The sequence below is a fragment of the Gibbsiella dentisursi genome, assembly GCF_039539505.1.
Classification (GTDB): domain Bacteria; phylum Pseudomonadota; class Gammaproteobacteria; order Enterobacterales; family Enterobacteriaceae; genus Gibbsiella; species Gibbsiella quercinecans.
In genome coordinates this window covers 355,498-370,211 of record NZ_BAABDG010000002.1, presented here as the reverse complement: position 1 = coordinate 370,211, position 14,714 = coordinate 355,498, and the positions used below count along the sequence as shown (strand labels likewise).

17 protein-coding genes and 1 riboswitch are annotated in these 14,714 nt (G+C 55.8%); of the genes, 14 read left to right on the top strand and 3 right to left on the bottom strand.

Annotated elements, in window-relative coordinates:
• Positions 1-18: 18 nt before the first annotated feature.
• The 10 genes from rsfS to lipA all read left to right on the top strand — a co-directional run bounded on the left by rsfS (position 19) and on the right by lipA (position 9,316).
• Positions 19-336 (top strand): ribosome silencing factor, encoded by a 318-nt coding sequence (gene rsfS / locus ABFX35_RS02120; RefSeq protein ID WP_279023954.1) that lies wholly within the window; start codon positions 19-21, stop codon positions 334-336.
• Positions 337-339: 3 nt separating this feature from the next.
• The gene (rlmH, locus tag ABFX35_RS02115; RefSeq protein ID WP_095845489.1) at positions 340-810 is read left to right on the top strand and encodes a 23S rRNA (pseudouridine(1915)-N(3))-methyltransferase RlmH; all 471 of its coding nucleotides are present in this window, start codon (positions 340-342) and stop codon (positions 808-810) included.
• A gap of 37 nt (positions 811-847) precedes the next feature.
• A complete protein-coding gene (gene mrdA, locus ABFX35_RS02110) occupies positions 848-2,743 on the top strand; it encodes a peptidoglycan DD-transpeptidase MrdA (protein ID WP_346078903.1) in 1,896 nt (631 codons plus the stop codon).
• A gap of 6 nt (positions 2,744-2,749) precedes the next feature.
• Entirely contained in the window at positions 2,750-3,862 is a 1,113-nt protein-coding gene (gene mrdB / locus ABFX35_RS02105) for a peptidoglycan glycosyltransferase MrdB (RefSeq protein ID WP_095845491.1), read from the top strand.
• 10 nt (positions 3,863-3,872) lie between these two features.
• On the top strand, positions 3,873-4,928 hold the full coding sequence (rlpA, locus tag ABFX35_RS02100; RefSeq protein ID WP_279023948.1) for an endolytic peptidoglycan transglycosylase RlpA: 1,056 nt from the start codon (positions 3,873-3,875) through the stop codon (positions 4,926-4,928).
• 179 nt (positions 4,929-5,107) lie between these two features.
• Entirely contained in the window at positions 5,108-6,319 is a 1,212-nt protein-coding gene (dacA, locus tag ABFX35_RS02095; protein WP_346078901.1) for a D-alanyl-D-alanine carboxypeptidase DacA, read from the top strand.
• Positions 6,320-6,444: 125 nt separating this feature from the next.
• Positions 6,445-6,708 carry a DUF493 family protein YbeD gene (gene ybeD / locus ABFX35_RS02090; RefSeq protein ID WP_279023944.1) on the top strand — a complete coding sequence of 88 codons (264 nt, stop codon included), beginning with the start codon at positions 6,445-6,447 and terminating at the stop codon, positions 6,706-6,708.
• An 83-nt stretch (positions 6,709-6,791) separates the two neighbouring features.
• Complete coding sequence (lipB, locus tag ABFX35_RS02085) at positions 6,792-7,460, top strand: lipoyl(octanoyl) transferase LipB (protein ID WP_346078899.1); 669 nt, start codon at positions 6,792-6,794, stop codon at positions 7,458-7,460.
• Positions 7,461-7,587: 127 nt separating this feature from the next.
• Positions 7,588-8,091, top strand: coding sequence for a DUF1543 domain-containing protein (locus tag ABFX35_RS02080; protein WP_346078897.1), 504 nt, complete (start codon positions 7,588-7,590; stop codon positions 8,089-8,091).
• Positions 8,092-8,350: 259 nt separating this feature from the next.
• On the top strand, positions 8,351-9,316 hold the full coding sequence (gene lipA, locus ABFX35_RS02075; RefSeq protein ID WP_279023938.1) for a lipoyl synthase: 966 nt from the start codon (positions 8,351-8,353) through the stop codon (positions 9,314-9,316).
• Between the two features lie 101 nt (positions 9,317-9,417).
• Here the strand turns inward: lipA and tatA are convergent, their stop codons facing one another.
• On the bottom strand, positions 9,418-9,624 hold the full coding sequence (gene tatA / locus ABFX35_RS02070; RefSeq protein ID WP_095845498.1) for a Sec-independent protein translocase subunit TatA: 207 nt from the start codon (positions 9,622-9,624) through the stop codon (positions 9,418-9,420).
• Positions 9,625-9,866: 242 nt separating this feature from the next.
• Positions 9,867-9,929: riboswitch (Fluoride riboswitch) on the top strand.
• 80 nt (positions 9,930-10,009) lie between these two features.
• On the opposite strand from tatA, the gene crcB reads away from it, so the two are divergent.
• Together crcB and ABFX35_RS02060 are read left to right on the top strand one after the other, a co-directional pair.
• On the top strand, positions 10,010-10,393 hold the full coding sequence (gene crcB / locus ABFX35_RS02065; protein WP_279023935.1) for a fluoride efflux transporter CrcB: 384 nt from the start codon (positions 10,010-10,012) through the stop codon (positions 10,391-10,393).
• A gap of 59 nt (positions 10,394-10,452) precedes the next feature.
• On the top strand, positions 10,453-11,643 hold the full coding sequence (locus ABFX35_RS02060; protein ID WP_346078894.1) for a multidrug effflux MFS transporter: 1,191 nt from the start codon (positions 10,453-10,455) through the stop codon (positions 11,641-11,643).
• Between the two features lie 61 nt (positions 11,644-11,704).
• Here ABFX35_RS02060 and cspE read toward each other — a convergent pair whose 3' ends face one another.
• Entirely contained in the window at positions 11,705-11,914 is a 210-nt protein-coding gene (gene cspE, locus ABFX35_RS02055; RefSeq protein ID WP_004940030.1) for a transcription antiterminator/RNA stability regulator CspE, read from the bottom strand.
• A gap of 293 nt (positions 11,915-12,207) precedes the next feature.
• On the opposite strand from cspE, the gene ABFX35_RS02050 reads away from it, so the two are divergent.
• Together ABFX35_RS02050 and ABFX35_RS02045 are read left to right on the top strand one after the other, a co-directional pair.
• Positions 12,208-12,687 carry a cold-shock protein gene (locus tag ABFX35_RS02050; protein WP_346078880.1) on the top strand — a complete coding sequence of 160 codons (480 nt, stop codon included), beginning with the start codon at positions 12,208-12,210 and terminating at the stop codon, positions 12,685-12,687.
• A gap of 78 nt (positions 12,688-12,765) precedes the next feature.
• Positions 12,766-12,927, top strand: coding sequence for a YnfU family zinc-binding protein (locus ABFX35_RS02045; RefSeq protein ID WP_165907003.1), 162 nt, complete (start codon positions 12,766-12,768; stop codon positions 12,925-12,927).
• A gap of 3 nt (positions 12,928-12,930) precedes the next feature.
• On the opposite strand, the gene ABFX35_RS02040 is transcribed toward ABFX35_RS02045, so the two are convergent.
• On the bottom strand, positions 12,931-14,391 hold the full coding sequence (locus ABFX35_RS02040) for a GGDEF domain-containing protein (RefSeq protein ID WP_279023918.1): 1,461 nt from the start codon (positions 14,389-14,391) through the stop codon (positions 12,931-12,933).
• Between the last annotated feature and the right edge of the window lie 323 nt (positions 14,392-14,714).

Below are 14,714 nucleotides of genomic sequence, written 5' to 3'. Positions count from 1 at the left end.
ACACCAGAGGGGGAACCTTTGCAAGGTAAAGCGCTCCAAGACTTCGTCATCGATAAGATTGATGACCTGAAAGGCCAAGACATTGTCGCTCTGAACGTTCAGGGTAAATCCAGTATCACCGACTGCATGATCATCTGCACCGGTAACTCCAGCCGCCATGTGATGTCCATTGCCGATCACGTTGTACAGGAATCCCGCGCTGCCGGCTTGATCCCTTTGGGTGTAGAAGGCCAGAACATTTCTGACTGGGTGGTCGTGGATCTGGGCGATGTGATCGTGCACGTGATGCAGGAAGACAGCCGCCGCCTGTATGAACTGGAAAAGCTCTGGAGTTAAACGGTGAAATTGCAACTGGTCGCCGTCGGCACCAAAATGCCGGACTGGGTGCACACCGGCTTTATGGATTATCTGCACCGCTTTCCCAAAGATATGCCGTTTGAGCTGACCGAGATCCCGGCGGGCAAACGCGGCAAAAATGCCGATATCAAACGCATACTGGAAAAGGAAGGCGAGCAAATGTTGGCCGCCGTCGGCAAGGGCAACCGCATCGTCACGCTGGATATCCCCGGCACCCCGTGGGAAACGCCGCAGTTGGCGCAGCAGCTTGAGCGTTGGAAGCAGGATGGCCGCAACGTCAGCCTGTTGATCGGCGGCCCGGAAGGGTTGGCGCCTGCCTGCAAGGCCGCGGCAGAGCAAAGCTGGTCGCTGTCGCCGCTGACGCTGCCCCATCCGTTAGTGCGCGTACTGGTTGCCGAAAGCCTGTACCGCGCCTGGAGCATAACAACAAATCATCCTTATCATCGGGAGTAACCGGTGATGACCGTGACAGAGTGAATAAAGCAGCGGGATGAAAATAGAACGCAACCCTTTTCGCGACTATACGGCTGAATCAGCCCTGTTTGTACGCCGCGCCCTGGTGGCGTTCTTTGTCATTCTGGTGCTGACAGGCATTCTGATCGCCAATCTGTATAACCTGCAGATCCTGCGCTTTGAAGATTACCGAACCCGTTCCAATGAGAACCGTATCAAGCTGGTGCCGATCGCGCCCAGCCGCGGCATTATTTACGATCGTAACGGCACCCCGCTGGCGCTTAACCGCACCATTTATCAGTTGGAACTGATGCCGGAAAAGGTCGACGATCTGAAAGCCACGCTGCAGGCGCTGCGGCCCATCGTCGATCTGACCGATGAAGACATCGCCAACTTTGAAAAAGAACGCAAGCGCTCACGCCGCTTTGTTTCCATCCCGGTAAAAACGGCGCTCACCGAAGTGCAGGTCGCGCGCTTTGCCGTCAACCAGTTCCGCTTCCCCGGCGTTGAGGTAAAAGGCTACCAGCGCCGCTATTACCCTTACGGTTCGGCGCTCACCCACGTCATCGGCTACGTATCGAAAATTAACGATCGCGACGTGGAACGGCTGGATAAAGACGGCAAGCTGGCCAATTACGCCGCCACGCATGACATCGGCAAACTGGGCATTGAACGCTATTACGAAGACGTGTTGCATGGTAAAACCGGCTATGAAGAAGTCGAGGTGAATAACCGCGGCCGGGTCATCCGCCAGTTGCATGAACAGCCGCCTTCCGCCGGGCAGGATATCTACCTGACGCTGGATCTCAACCTGCAGCGTTATATTGAACAGCTGCTGGTGAACAGCCGCGCGGCCGTGGTGGTGAGCGATCCACGCACCGGCGGTATTCTGGCGCTGGTTTCCACGCCAAGCTACGATCCCAACCTGTTTGTGGACGGCATATCAAGCAAGGACTATCAGGGGTTGCTGAACGATCCCAATCGCCCGCTGATCAACCGCGCCACGCAGGGGGTTTATCCGCCGGCTTCCACGGTGAAACCTTATATCTCCGTCTCGGCGCTCAGCGCCGGGGTGATCACCAAAAACACCGTGGTGTTCGATCCCGGCTGGTGGCAGTTGCCCGGCTCTGAAAAACGCTTCCGCGACTGGAAAAAATGGGGCCATGGCCGCCTTAACGTGACCAAAGCGCTGGAGGAATCCGCCGATACCTTCTTTTACCAGGTGGCCTACGACATGGGCATCGATCGTCTGTCCGAATGGCTGACCAAATTCGGCTACGGGCAATACACCGGTATCGATCTGTCCGAAGAGCGTTCCGGGCTGATGCCGACGCGCGAATGGAAGCTCAAGCGCTTCAAGAAACCGTGGTATCAGGGGGATACCATCCCGGTGGGCATCGGCCAGGGCTACTGGACCGCCACCCCGATCCAAATGTCCAAAGCGCTGAATACGCTGATTAACGACGGCAGTGTCAAGGTGCCGCACTTGCTGCAGGCCACCCGGGTCAACGGCGAACAGGTGCCCTATGCCCAGGAACAGCATACGCAGATTGGCGACATTCACTCCGGCTTCTGGGAAATCGCCAAAGACGGTATGTACGGCGTGGCCAACCGGCCTAACGGCACGGCGCGCAAGTATTTTGAAGGCACACCGTACAAAGCCGCGGCAAAATCGGGTACCGCACAGGTATTCGGCTATGAAACCTATAACGCACATAAGCTGGCGGAGCACCTGCGCGATCACAAGCTGATGACCGCCTTTGCGCCTTACGATAACCCGACAGTATCAGTCGCCATTATTCTGGAAAACGGCGGTTCTGGCCCGGCGGTGGGTACCATCACCCGCCAGATCCTCGACCACATCCTGCTGGGCGATAACAATACGCAACTACCGGTCGCGGCGCCTGTCCCGCTCGGTACAGAAGGTGACTAACGGATCATGACTGACAGTCAACAAAAAGGCACGATCTGGACCAAAATCCATATCGACCCCACGTTTCTCCTGTTCATCCTGGCGCTGCTGGTATACAGCGCCTTTGTGATGTGGAGCGCCAGCGGCCAGGATATCGGCATGATGGAGCGAAAAATCGGCCAGATCCTGATGGGGCTGATTGTGATGGCGGTCATGGCGCAGATCCCGCCCCGGGTATATGAAAGCTGGGCGCCCTATTTGTATATCTTTTGCGTTTTCCTGCTGATTCTGGTCGATGCCTTCGGCCAGATCAGTAAGGGCGCGCAGCGCTGGCTGGATCTGGGCTTCGTGCGCTTTCAGCCTTCGGAAATAGCCAAAATCGCCGTGCCGCTGATGGTGGCGCGCTTTATGAACCGTGACGTTTGCCCGCCATCGCTGAAAAACACCGGTATTGCGCTGGTGCTGATTTTCCTGCCCACCCTGTTGGTGGCCGCCCAGCCCGATCTCGGCACCGCGATCCTGATCGCCGCCTCCGGCCTGTTCGTGCTGTTCCTCTCCGGCATGAGTTGGAAACTGATCGCCGTTGCCGCCCTGTTGGTGGCCGCGTTTGTCCCGGTGCTGTGGTTTTTCCTGATGCATGATTATCAGCGCGCGCGCGTGATGATGCTGCTCGATCCGGAAAGCGATCCGCTCGGCGCCGGCTACCACATTATCCAGTCGAAAATCGCCATCGGCTCCGGCGGCCTGTCGGGCAAAGGCTGGCTGCACGGCACCCAATCCCAGTTAGAATTTTTGCCTGAACGCCATACCGACTTTATCTTCGCCGTGCTGGCGGAAGAGCTCGGCCTGATTGGCGTTCTGGTGCTGCTGGCGCTGTACCTGCTGGTTATCCTGCGCGGCCTGATCATTGCGGCCAAGGCGCAGACAACCTTCGGCCGCGTGATGGTGGGCGGCCTGATGCTGATTCTCTTCGTCTATGTGTTTGTTAACATTGGTATGGTCAGTGGCATTTTACCGGTAGTTGGCGTACCTTTGCCTCTGGTGAGCTACGGCGGTTCGGCGCTGATTGTGTTGATGGCTGGGTTCGGCATCGTGATGTCGATCCACACGCATCGGAAAATGCTGTCTAAAAGTTTATAAGAGGTGTGCAATGCGTAAGGAATGGCTAGGGGTCGTGGTATCGGCAATGCTGCTTGCAGCCTGTACCACCACGACCACAGAACAGCAGGCGCCGCCGCAGCCATACAACGGGCCGGTGGTGGAAATCGGCGGCGTGGAGCCTCACTATGAACCCTATAACCCTGGCACGCTGCAGGATTATAAGGTTAATGGCGACACTTACCGTATCATCAAAGATCCGCAAAACTTCAGCCAAAGCGGCCTGGCCTCTTGGTATGGCGAAGAAGCCAACGGCAACAGCACCGCCATCGGCGAACAGTTTGATCCCAACGCCTTAACGGCGGCACACCCAACGCTGCCAATCCCAAGCTACGTGCGCGTCACCAACCTGGCCAACGGCCGCCAACTGGTGGTGCGGGTTAACGATCGCGGGCCTTATACCCCAGGGCGGATTATCGATTTGTCCAAGGCGGCGGCCGAGCGCCTCAACCTGTCCAATAACACCAAAGTGAAGGTTGATTTCATCAACGTCGCTCCGGATGGCACGCTGAGCGGCCCAGGCACCATCGGCACCGTGGTCGCCAAACAAAGCTATGCGCTGCCCGCCCGCCCAGACCTGGGCAGCAGCGCCATGGGCACCCCAATGCAACAGGAAACGCCCGTGGCTGACAACACCGCCGTGCGCCCGATAGACAACAGCACCCTGAACGGCGGCAACGGCCGCAGCGGCTTCCTGGGGGCGCCAAGCGCCCTGCCGGCAGGCGTGCTGGAAAGCGCCGAGCCGCAACCGGCTCCTGTGAGCAGCCCGGCACCGGCAGCCGCGGCCGCACCGGTGGCAGCACCGGCGGTGAGCAACAGCACCGGCGGCTATGTCGTGCAGGTTGGCGCATTGAGCAACGCAGAGCGGGCGCAAGCCTGGCAGCAAAAGCTGAGCCAGCAGTTCGGCGTGCCCGGCAAGGTTTCCGCCAGCGGTGCGATGTACCGCGTCCAGATGGGGCCATTTAGCAGCCGCCAACAGGCAGAACAACTGCAGCAACGGCTCGCCACGCAAGCCCAGCAGCAATCATTTATTATCGCCGCCCCCTGAATCAAGATGCCCGGCAGGCTACAGGCCCAGCAAGCCGTTCTTTAGCTGAAACATTTTCTTGCAGCTAAAACGGGGAAACCCCAACGCTGCTGCACGAATGCCTGATGCCTGCCGGGATCCCATCTGTTATAGTGTGGCTCGTTTTTTAACTTACTTTCACGGATGTCGTAGTCCCGATCATGAAACATTTAACTTCTTTTCGCTTAATCAAGAGCATAGCGCTCGGCACCGTTATCGCGATGAGCGCCTCTTCCGTTGCGCAGGCTGATGACGTTAACCTTAAAACCATGATCCCGGGTGTCCCGCAGATTGACGCGGCATCGTATATCCTGATCGATTACAACTCCGGTAAAGTGCTGGCCGAATCCAACGCCGATGCCCGGCGCGATCCTGCCAGCCTGACCAAAATGATGACCAGCTATGTCATCGGCCAGGCGCTGAAGTCCGGCAAAATCGGCCAGGATGACGTCGTCTCCATCGGCCAGGATGCCTGGGCGACCGGTAACCCCGTGTTCAAAGGCTCTTCGCTGATGTTCCTCAAACCCGGCGATCGCGTACCGGTCTCTAAACTGATCCGCGGCATCAACCTGCAATCCGGTAACGATGCCTGTGTGGCCATGGCCGACTACGTCGCCGGCAGCCAGGATGCGTTCGTTAACCTGATGAACACCTACGTTAAACAACTGGGCCTGCAGAACACCCACTTCCAGACCGTGCACGGCCTGGATGCAGAAGGCCAATTCAGCTCTGCGCGCGATATGGCGCTGATCGGCCAGGCGTTGATCCGCGACGTGCCGGATGAATATGCCATCTATAAAGAGAAAGAGTTCACCTTCAACAATATCCGCCAGATGAACCGTAACGGCCTGCTGTGGGATACCAGCCTGAACGTGGATGGCATCAAAACCGGCCATACCGAGGCCGCGGGCTACAACCTGGTCGCCTCCGCGACCGAAGGCCAAATGCGCCTGATCTCCGCAGTTTTAGGCGGGCGCACCTTCAAAGGCCGCGAAACCGAGAGCAAAAAGCTGCTGACCTGGGGCTTCCGCTTCTTCGAAACCGTCGCACCGCTGAAAGCCGGTAAAGAATTCGCCTCCGAGCCGGTATGGTTCGGCGACAGCGATCGCGTGGAGCTGGGGGTGGATAAAGATGTCTACCTGACCATCCCGCGCGGCCGCATGAAAGATCTGAAAGCCAGCTATGTGCTGAACAACACCGAAATCCACGCGCCGCTGGCGAAAAACCAGGTGGTTGGCAGCATCAACTTCCAGTTGGACGGCAAGACGATTGACCAGCGCCCGCTGGTAGTGCTTAACGAAGTAAAAGAAGGCGGGTTCTTCAGCCGCATCGTGGATTACATCAAGCTGATGTTCCACCACTGGTTTGGCTAAGCCTTGAAAACGGCCTTTTTGCCCCCATCTATTGATTAACATTAACTCCCGCCTGGTCGGGAGTTATAATTTTTAGCATCCCCTACTGTCACCACCACCGTGACGGCACCCTTTCTGGAGCGCACATGAAAACTAAACTGAACGAACTGCTCGAATTCCCTTGTTCATTCACCTACAAGGTGATGGGCCTGGCACAGCCCGAGTTGGTAGACCAGGTGGTTGAAGTGGTGCAGCGCCATGCTCCCGGGGATTACACTCCGCAGGTTAAACCGAGCAGCAAAGGCAACTACCATTCCGTTTCCATCACCATCACCGCGACCCATATCGATCAGGTGGAAACGCTGTACGAAGAGTTAGGCAACATCGAAATTGTTCGCATGGTGCTGTAAAGCCCTGGCAGGTAGCCCGCATTGGGCTGCTTGCCGCGCGCACGTAAAGATAATATTTACCCGATGCGAGACATAGCCTGACGATGAGCCACTTGCAACACGATACGATCATTTTGCGCCAACTGGGGTTGCAACCGTATGAGCCGGTTTCCCAGGCGATGCACAACTTTGCTGACCGCCGCAATGCCGATACCCCCGATGAACTGTGGCTGGTGCAACACCACCCGGTGTTCACCCAGGGGCAGGCAGGCAAAGCAGAACACCTGCTGGTGCCCGGGGATATCCCGGTCATCCAAAGCGATCGCGGCGGCCAGGTCACCTATCACGGGCCGGGCCAACAAGTGATGTATGTGATGATCGATCTCAAGCGCAACAAGCTTGGCGTGCGCCAGTTGGTCACGCACATTGAAAACGCCATTATCAATACGCTGGCCCATTTCGACATTGTGGCGCACGCACGGCCGGATGCGCCCGGCGTATACGTGGGCGACAGCAAAATCTGCTCGCTGGGGTTACGCATCCGCAAGGGCGGTTCATTTCACGGCCTGGCGTTAAATGTGGCGATGGATCTCAGCCCGTTTCTGCGTATCAACCCTTGCGGCTATGCCGGCATGCAGATGACGCAGGTCAGCGCGCTGGCGGCGGGCGTTGGGCTGGATGACGTTCATCCGGTGCTGGTGAAAGAATTCGCGCATCTTCTCGGCTACCAGAAAATCGAACCGCGCGCGTGGCGCCTGGCCGACTACCTGTAACCTCGCGGCAAGCAAACCTGGCGGGTCGCCTGTTTTCATCCTCCGCTTTCCATACTCACCCACTTTGTATACTATTAAAGGCTATATAAAAATTCATATAGCGATACCCACTGGAGAGTGTAACTGCATGAATTTTTATATGTTCTATATCGGCGGCAACGCAGGAAAATCGAATATCGAAGTGCACGACGTGCAATTTGCCGCCGTTGAAAAACCCGAAGATGCCTACCCCTTGCTGCGTGAGGCCTGGTTTGGCGATAAAAATAAAATCCATCTTGACGGTTACACCCAGCTGACGTGGGCGGATGGCTATGATATCCGCTTGTCTACCGAGCCCGCCTCGGGCAACCAAAAGCTCTATTTCGTCAACGTCGGCGGCTATAGCCCAGACACGCTGGCGGAACTGCATGAATTCGATCTGTTCGTTGCTGAAACCCCCGCCGCCGCCAAACAAAAAGCGCTTGCAGCATTGCTCACCGGGGCGGCGCACCAACACAAAGATAATCTGAAAGACGTGGATGACTGTCTGCTACTGGAGAAAGTCGGGGAGTTCTATTTACACCTGGTTGCAAACCCAAACGGCCAGCCGGCAAGACCGCATTGGCAGGGTTATTTACCGATAGGCGAATAACATTCGCCTCTGCGCCGCCGGCATCAAGGCGGCGCAATGCCCAACCAGCACGGGTGACAAGCGCCCTGGCAGAAAGCCGGGCGTACAGGCGCACAAAACAGCAGGATGAATGGCCCGAGATCGTGATACAAGAGGGGCTGAATGGATCACAGTAAAAGTGGTATAGTATCACCAGAATTTTACTATTTTTTTACTGCTGCTTTTATTTTACTGATTTTGATAGATAAAAGCCGTTTTTGTAACTGGAACCTGCACGACTATGAGTAAACCAATTCAGATGGAACGCGGCGTTAAATACCGCGATGCCGATAAAATGGCGCTGATCCCGATAAAAACGGTGGTCACTGAACGGCAGGAGCTGTTACGTAAACCCGAATGGATGAAAATCAAACTCCCTGCCGATTCGTCGCGTATCCAGGGGATTAAAGCGGCCATGCGCAAAAATGGCCTGCATTCGGTCTGCGAAGAAGCCTCCTGCCCTAACCTGTCTGAATGCTTCAACCACGGCACGGCGACCTTCATGATCCTGGGCGCTATCTGCACCCGCCGCTGCCCCTTCTGCGACGTGGCGCACGGCCGCCCTGTCGCCCCGGATAACAACGAGCCGGAAAAACTGGCGCAAACCATCGCCGATATGGCCCTGCGCTACGTGGTGATCACCTCCGTTGACCGCGACGACCTGCGCGACGGTGGCGCCCAGCACTTTGCCGACTGTATCACCGCGATCCGCGCCAAAAGCCCGAACATCAAGATCGAAACCCTGGTGCCAGACTTCCGTGGCCGTATGGATCGCGCGCTGGATATCCTGAACGCCAGCCCGCCGGACGTATTCAACCACAACCTGGAAAACGTGCCGCGCGTCTACCGCCAGGTGCGCCCAGGCGCAAACTATGAATGGTCATTGAGTTTGCTTGAGCGGTTCAAAGCATTGCATCCTGAAATCCCGACCAAATCCGGCCTGATGGTTGGCCTGGGTGAAACCAATGAAGAAATCGTTGAAGTCATGCGCGATTTGCGCCGCCACGGCGTTACCATGCTGACGCTGGGCCAATACCTGCAGCCAAGCCGCCACCACCTGCCGGTGCAGCGCTACGTCAGCCCAGACGAGTTCGACGAAATGAAAGCAGAAGCGCTGGCGATGGGGTTCACCCACGCAGCATGCGGCCCGTTCGTTCGTTCCTCTTACCATGCGGATCTGCAGGCGAAAGGGATAGAAGTGAAATAAACAAACGTAATATTTTGTTACGTTTCACGCAGCAAAAACACAAAAACGGATGCCCAGACGGGCCATCCGTTTTTTATTGCCGGAAGGAAACGACGAACGCGTTAGATGTCTTTCTTCTCAACGCCAGGCTGCGCTGAAGTATTCTCTGCGCTATTTTGTGCCGTTGTCGAATCATCGCCGACCGCTTTTTTAAAGCCTTTCAGCGCCGCACCCAGATCCGCGCCCAGGGTGCGCAGTTTGCTGGTGCCGAACAGCAACACCACCAACACCGCAATAACCAGAAGTTTGGTAATACTGATACCTTCCATACTCACCTTCTTTTATTCATTATGGCTGCCCACGGCAGCGAGAAAACAAACCTTGCCTGCAGTTATTTAGCGGCTTTCAGCCGGGTAAAACAACAGCAACATGTAACAGAGTGAGATCGTATGTGCCTGGCAGGAACCGGTAAAACGTGGGGCCAATGCCGGCCGCCCACCTCTTTTGCTACTGCCACTACAAAAACGGCCGCGCCCAGTGTAAAATCGCTGCGCCAGAGTGGAAAACCGCGCTGGCTAACGGAGATGGCATTCCTCCATAACCGCCTTAACCGGCTGATGATGTCTACGTAACCTCTCAGAGAGGTGCGTAGCGTCGCGCCCGGGCCTTTCTGAGTGACTTTTCCCCTATCTGTTATGAAAGGTTGTTTTGATCATGTTTAACGCTTTTTTGGCTGTATTTATTGGTGGTGGTTTAGGCAGCGCACTGCGCTGGGCAATGAACTTGAAGTTGAACCCGCTTCATGCCCACATCCCACTGGGCACACTGGCCGTGAATCTGGTCGGCTGTTTTATTATCGGCCTGGCGATGGCGCTGTTTATGCGCATGAACACGGTCGATCCCACGCTGAAGCTGTTAATCACGACGGGGTTTTGCGGCGGTTTAACCACCTTTTCCGCCTTTTCCTTTGAAGTGATTTATCTGTTGCAGGACGGCCGTTTTGCCTGGGCGCTGGCTAACGTTGCGCTCAACCTGCTCGGCTCACTGGCCATGACGTTGCTGGCATTCCTGCTGATCAGTTGGATCGGCGGGCGCTAACCCGCTTTCCAACGGGTGCACTACAATTTAGCCATCATCGCTACTTAGGTAATCATCACATGGTCAAACAAACCGCCCGGCAACGCCTGCTGTATGCCGTTATTTTAGGCTTATTGGCCGCGCTTGGCCCACTGTGCACCGATCTTTACCTTCCTGCCATGCCGGAAATCGCCAGCGAACTGCACACATCCACCGCCGCCGCCCAGCTAAGCCTGACTGCCGGGCTGCTGGGGCTTGGTATGGGGCAGCTAATCTTCGGGCCATACAGCGACAAACTCGGCCGCATGCGCCCCCTGCTGATTTCCCTGCTGTTGTTGCTGGCCACCTCATTGTGGTGCGCGCTGGCGCCCAGTATCGAACAATTATTGATTGCCAGATTGCTGCAAGGGGTAGCCGGCGCCGGCGGTGCGGTCATCTCACGCGCCGTCGCGCGCGATCTGTACACCGGGCATGAATTGACGCGTTTTTTCGCCCTGTTGATGCTGATCAACGGCCTGGCGCCGATTATCGCCCCGGTGATGGGCGGCGTTATGCTACAGTTTCTCGACTGGCGCGGCATCTTCTCCGCGCTGGCGATCATTGCCCTGGCGCTGTTTACCCTAACCGCCTTCAAGCTGCACGAAACCCTGCCCATGGAGCGGCGTAGCCAGGGGGGGATCGTGGCAATGCTGCTCTCTCTTAGCGGGCTCGTCAGGCAACGCCAGTTTATGGGCCTGTGCCTGACACAGGGTTTTACCCTGGCGGGCATGTTCGCTTACATCGGCGCCTCGCCGTTTGTACTACAGCAAATCTATGGCCTTAGCCCGCAGGCATTTAGCCTGTGCTTTGCGATTAACGGCGTCGGCCTGATAATCGCCTCTCAACTGACGGCGCGCATCAGCACGCTGTGGGGGGAATGGCGCGTGCTGAAGGGAGGCCTGGCGTTAGCGGCCGTGGCGTCGTTACTGTTGTTGCTGGCAAGCCTCATGCATACCTCGCTGGCGCTGCTGCTGGCGACGCTGTTCTTCTCGGTCGCCGCCATTGGCGTGGTCGGCCCCACGGCGTCATCGCTGGCGATGCAGTCGCAAGGCGAAAACGCCGGCAGCGCTTCGGCGCTGATCGGGGTGTGCATGTTCGCCCTGGGCGCCTGCAGCGTGCCGCTAACCGGGCTGGGCGGCACCTCTAGCGTTTCGATGGCGCTCACTATCGTCGGCTGCTATTTTATTGCGATAGTGCTGTTCGGCTTTATGGCGCGCCGCACGCAACCGTGATCGCCAGGCGATAAAAAACCCGCGCAAAGGCGCGGGTTTTAAGAAAATCAGCTGCGATAGCTTAGATAGCGGTAACGTTGGCAGCAGACGGGCCTTTGGCGCCGTTAGTGATTTCAAACTCTACACGCTGACCTTCGGCAAGGGTTTTGAAACCGTTGCTGACAATGGCGGAGAAATGAACGAAAACGTCTTTGCTGCCATCTTCAGGGGTGATGAAACCGAAGCCTTTGGATTCATTAAACCACTTAACGCTACCTTTAATCTTGGACATCAAACTTACCTTTAACGTGAATGTAAGACACAAAACGTGTGTCAAATACAGTACAGCAATTAGATCGGATTTTGTCCACTATCGGGATCACATAAAATAAATAAAAAGTGAAAAACTCGGTAGAACGCCAGCTTAGATGCCCACACGGCATACACACAGCGCCATTTGTGGAGAAATTCTCTTCAAGCGCCGCAAACATTGGGCTAACGGCGGCAGCCGGGGGCCCTTTCCCTGTCATAGCACGGCATTCCACGTTATGATTAGCACAGGATTAACGACTTTAGAGAATAACGATGAACGGCAAGATAACGACTTTTTTTGCAGACAAAGGCTTCGGCTTTATTCGCGATGAGAACGGGGAGAATCGTTATTTTCACGTGGTCAAAGTGCAAAACCCAGAGCTTATCAAGAAAGACGCTGCGGTCACCTTTGAGCCGACCAATAACGCCAAGGGCCCATCGGCCTACGCCGTCAAAGTGCAGGCGCCAAGTAAATACATCATCATCGCCAATGAACGGATTAAGATTTCCAGCATTAAATCGTTCCACACCTTTAGCCAGGAAGCCCCGGTAAAAACCGAGATCGATAAGGAGAACACCGTGCTATCGGTTGGGCTGCTGATGAACCGTATCCGGCCAGAGGCCGCTCAGGATCCCGCGGCGACACAAACCCTGCGCATGTTGTCAGTGACCACCTTCCAGAACGTTACGCATACTTTCTCCGAGCATGAAATCGACATCGACGAAACGCTCGAGATGCTTAAGCAGCTGTAAGAAAGGGCGGGAAAATAATCGAGGCAGTTTAAAACTACCTGTGTTAGCGTGGTTCTTTACTTTACGCAGGTCGTTGTTATGCCCCATTCCCGCAGTGTTAAAGGCTACACCGAACGCACCACGCCGATTGCCTGCCCCAAATGCGCCTATGTCACCAAGCAACAGTGCTCACGCCTGCAGGAAAACGTCGAGTTGATCTGCCCCAACTGCGGCGTTCGTTTTCAACCCAAGCAGGCGTAATTCTTATTTAAATTTGACGTAGCCAAGGCTGTTGCCATTCACCACGTTGAACGATTCCACGTGATTGCGGCCCAGCGATTTAGCGCGATACAGCGCGATATCGGCCATGTTCATAACCTGCTCCAGCGATTTCACCTCATTCATCGCCAGGCTGGCGACGCCGATGCTAATCGTCACCTTCAGCGGGGTTTTGCCGCCCGAATCCAAATCCGCCTGTTCGATCAGCTTGCGCAGATGCTCGGCCAGCGCAACCGCCTGCACCGCCAACGCACGCGGCATCACGATCGCAAACTCTTCCCCCCCCAGACGGCCAAACAGCTGATCGTTGCGCAATTCACGCCGCAGAATATGGGCAAAGGACGCCAATACCCGATCGCCCACCACATGGCCGTGGGTATCGTTTATCAGTTTGAAATGGTCTATATCAATCAACAGCAGCGACAGTGCTTCTTTCGATTTGTGTTTCTGCTCCAGCAGTTCGCTGGCCTTGCTGGTCAGTGCGCTACGCGTTAAGGCGCCGGTCAGGAAATCATGATTGGCGCTGTGCTCCAGCCGCCGTAACAGCTTGCGATTCACGGCGATTGAGCTCGACAGGATCAGAGGCCCCATCACCAACATCGCGATGCCCAGCCGCGCCGACATCAGCGTATCGATAAACTCATTGTGAGCGTTTGGCGCGCCATACAGCAGCAGATTGGCAGAGATACTGACGATCTCGGTAACCCCAGTCAGCAGCGAGAGCAGCGTCACGGTAAAGAGTTGATAGCGCACCGCGCACCACAGCAGCGCAGGGATCGGGAAAGCAATCGCCCCCGGCCCGCCAATATACACGCTGAAAAGCAGAGACAGCAGCAACACCAGCAGCGGCACACTGTTGCGCAGTTGCCAGTTGAAACGCATGTTCAGCAATTGCTTCATGCGTGGGGCAGCCAAAAATACCGGTAAGATCAGTAGATTGGTGGAGAACTGTTCGCTAAACCACGCTGCCCAGGCCACCACAAACGGGTTATTATATAGATTGTCATGGCGCACCACCGACATCGTCGACGCGATGGCGGCGCCAAGCAGGCTGGCGGTAAACAGGTAAAGAATCGCCTGCGGCTGCCCCATCCGCCGTTGTGATTGCGGCAGTATCAGCATAACGCTGTAGCCGATGCCGATCATCGCCATGTTACAGGCATTAAGCCACAGCGCCATCGACCAGTGTTCACCGGTCACCAGATCGGAGACGATCATCCCCAGATAAATCACCAGCCAACCGGGCCGTGTGGCATAAGCAGGCTTGCGCAGCAGCAGCCCGAGCAAAATGGCATTCACCGGCCAAAACAGCGACAGTGAATCAATTGGCCGAGTAAAAACGCCCACCAGCGACAATAAAAAAGCCAGTAGAAAAAGATTAATCAATTGGACCGTCAAAGGCAGCCCATGTTTAGTATTTATTCTGGCATCCATAACCTTGTCCATAATCCCATAATAACCAGAATAATTATGCGCATATTCGCGTGCTCGGCAACTTGATAGGATAAATAAACCTGATTGAAACGAAGAAACCAAGTCTAATCAATACATAACGAACATCAACTTTTGTTTAACAGAATCATCCTAACCGCAGCGTAATGTATTGTCATTCAGTTCACCGCGCATCATTGCGTCAATAAGACACCACGCCGCTCATCCAGAGCCGCGGGTAAAGCCAAACAGCCAAACACAATCTCGCCGTGATAAAAAAAGCCCACGGTGCTGGAGTGATCGTAACGCCCCACGCGAATGTGGGGCGGGAAGCATAC

Bases quoted from the DNA above. Each gene is read 5' to 3' on its own strand.
- cspE (WP_004940030.1), bottom strand. From the start codon at position 11,914: ATGTCCAAGATTAAAGGTAGCGTTAAGTGGTTTAATGAATCCAAAGGC.
- rlpA (WP_279023948.1), top strand. From the start codon at position 3,873: ATGCGTAAGGAATGGCTAGGGGTCGTGGTATCGGCAATGCTGCTTGCA.
- crcB (WP_279023935.1), top strand. From the start codon at position 10,010: ATGTTTAACGCTTTTTTGGCTGTATTTATTGGTGGTGGTTTAGGCAGC.
- ABFX35_RS02040 (WP_279023918.1), bottom strand. From the start codon at position 14,391: ATGGACAAGGTTATGGATGCCAGAATAAATACTAAACATGGGCTGCCT.
- tatA (WP_095845498.1), bottom strand. From the start codon at position 9,624: ATGGAAGGTATCAGTATTACCAAACTTCTGGTTATTGCGGTGTTGGTG.
- ABFX35_RS02060 (WP_346078894.1), top strand. From the start codon at position 10,453: ATGGTCAAACAAACCGCCCGGCAACGCCTGCTGTATGCCGTTATTTTA.
- lipB (WP_346078899.1), top strand. From the start codon at position 6,792: ATGAGCCACTTGCAACACGATACGATCATTTTGCGCCAACTGGGGTTG.
- mrdA (WP_346078903.1), top strand. From the start codon at position 848: ATGAAAATAGAACGCAACCCTTTTCGCGACTATACGGCTGAATCAGCC.
- ybeD (WP_279023944.1), top strand. From the start codon at position 6,445: ATGAAAACTAAACTGAACGAACTGCTCGAATTCCCTTGTTCATTCACC.
- dacA (WP_346078901.1), top strand. From the start codon at position 5,108: ATGAAACATTTAACTTCTTTTCGCTTAATCAAGAGCATAGCGCTCGGC.
- mrdB (WP_095845491.1), top strand. From the start codon at position 2,750: ATGACTGACAGTCAACAAAAAGGCACGATCTGGACCAAAATCCATATC.
- lipA (WP_279023938.1), top strand. From the start codon at position 8,351: ATGAGTAAACCAATTCAGATGGAACGCGGCGTTAAATACCGCGATGCC.
- ABFX35_RS02045 (WP_165907003.1), top strand. From the start codon at position 12,766: ATGCCCCATTCCCGCAGTGTTAAAGGCTACACCGAACGCACCACGCCG.
- ABFX35_RS02080 (WP_346078897.1), top strand. From the start codon at position 7,588: ATGAATTTTTATATGTTCTATATCGGCGGCAACGCAGGAAAATCGAAT.
- ABFX35_RS02050 (WP_346078880.1), top strand. From the start codon at position 12,208: ATGAACGGCAAGATAACGACTTTTTTTGCAGACAAAGGCTTCGGCTTT.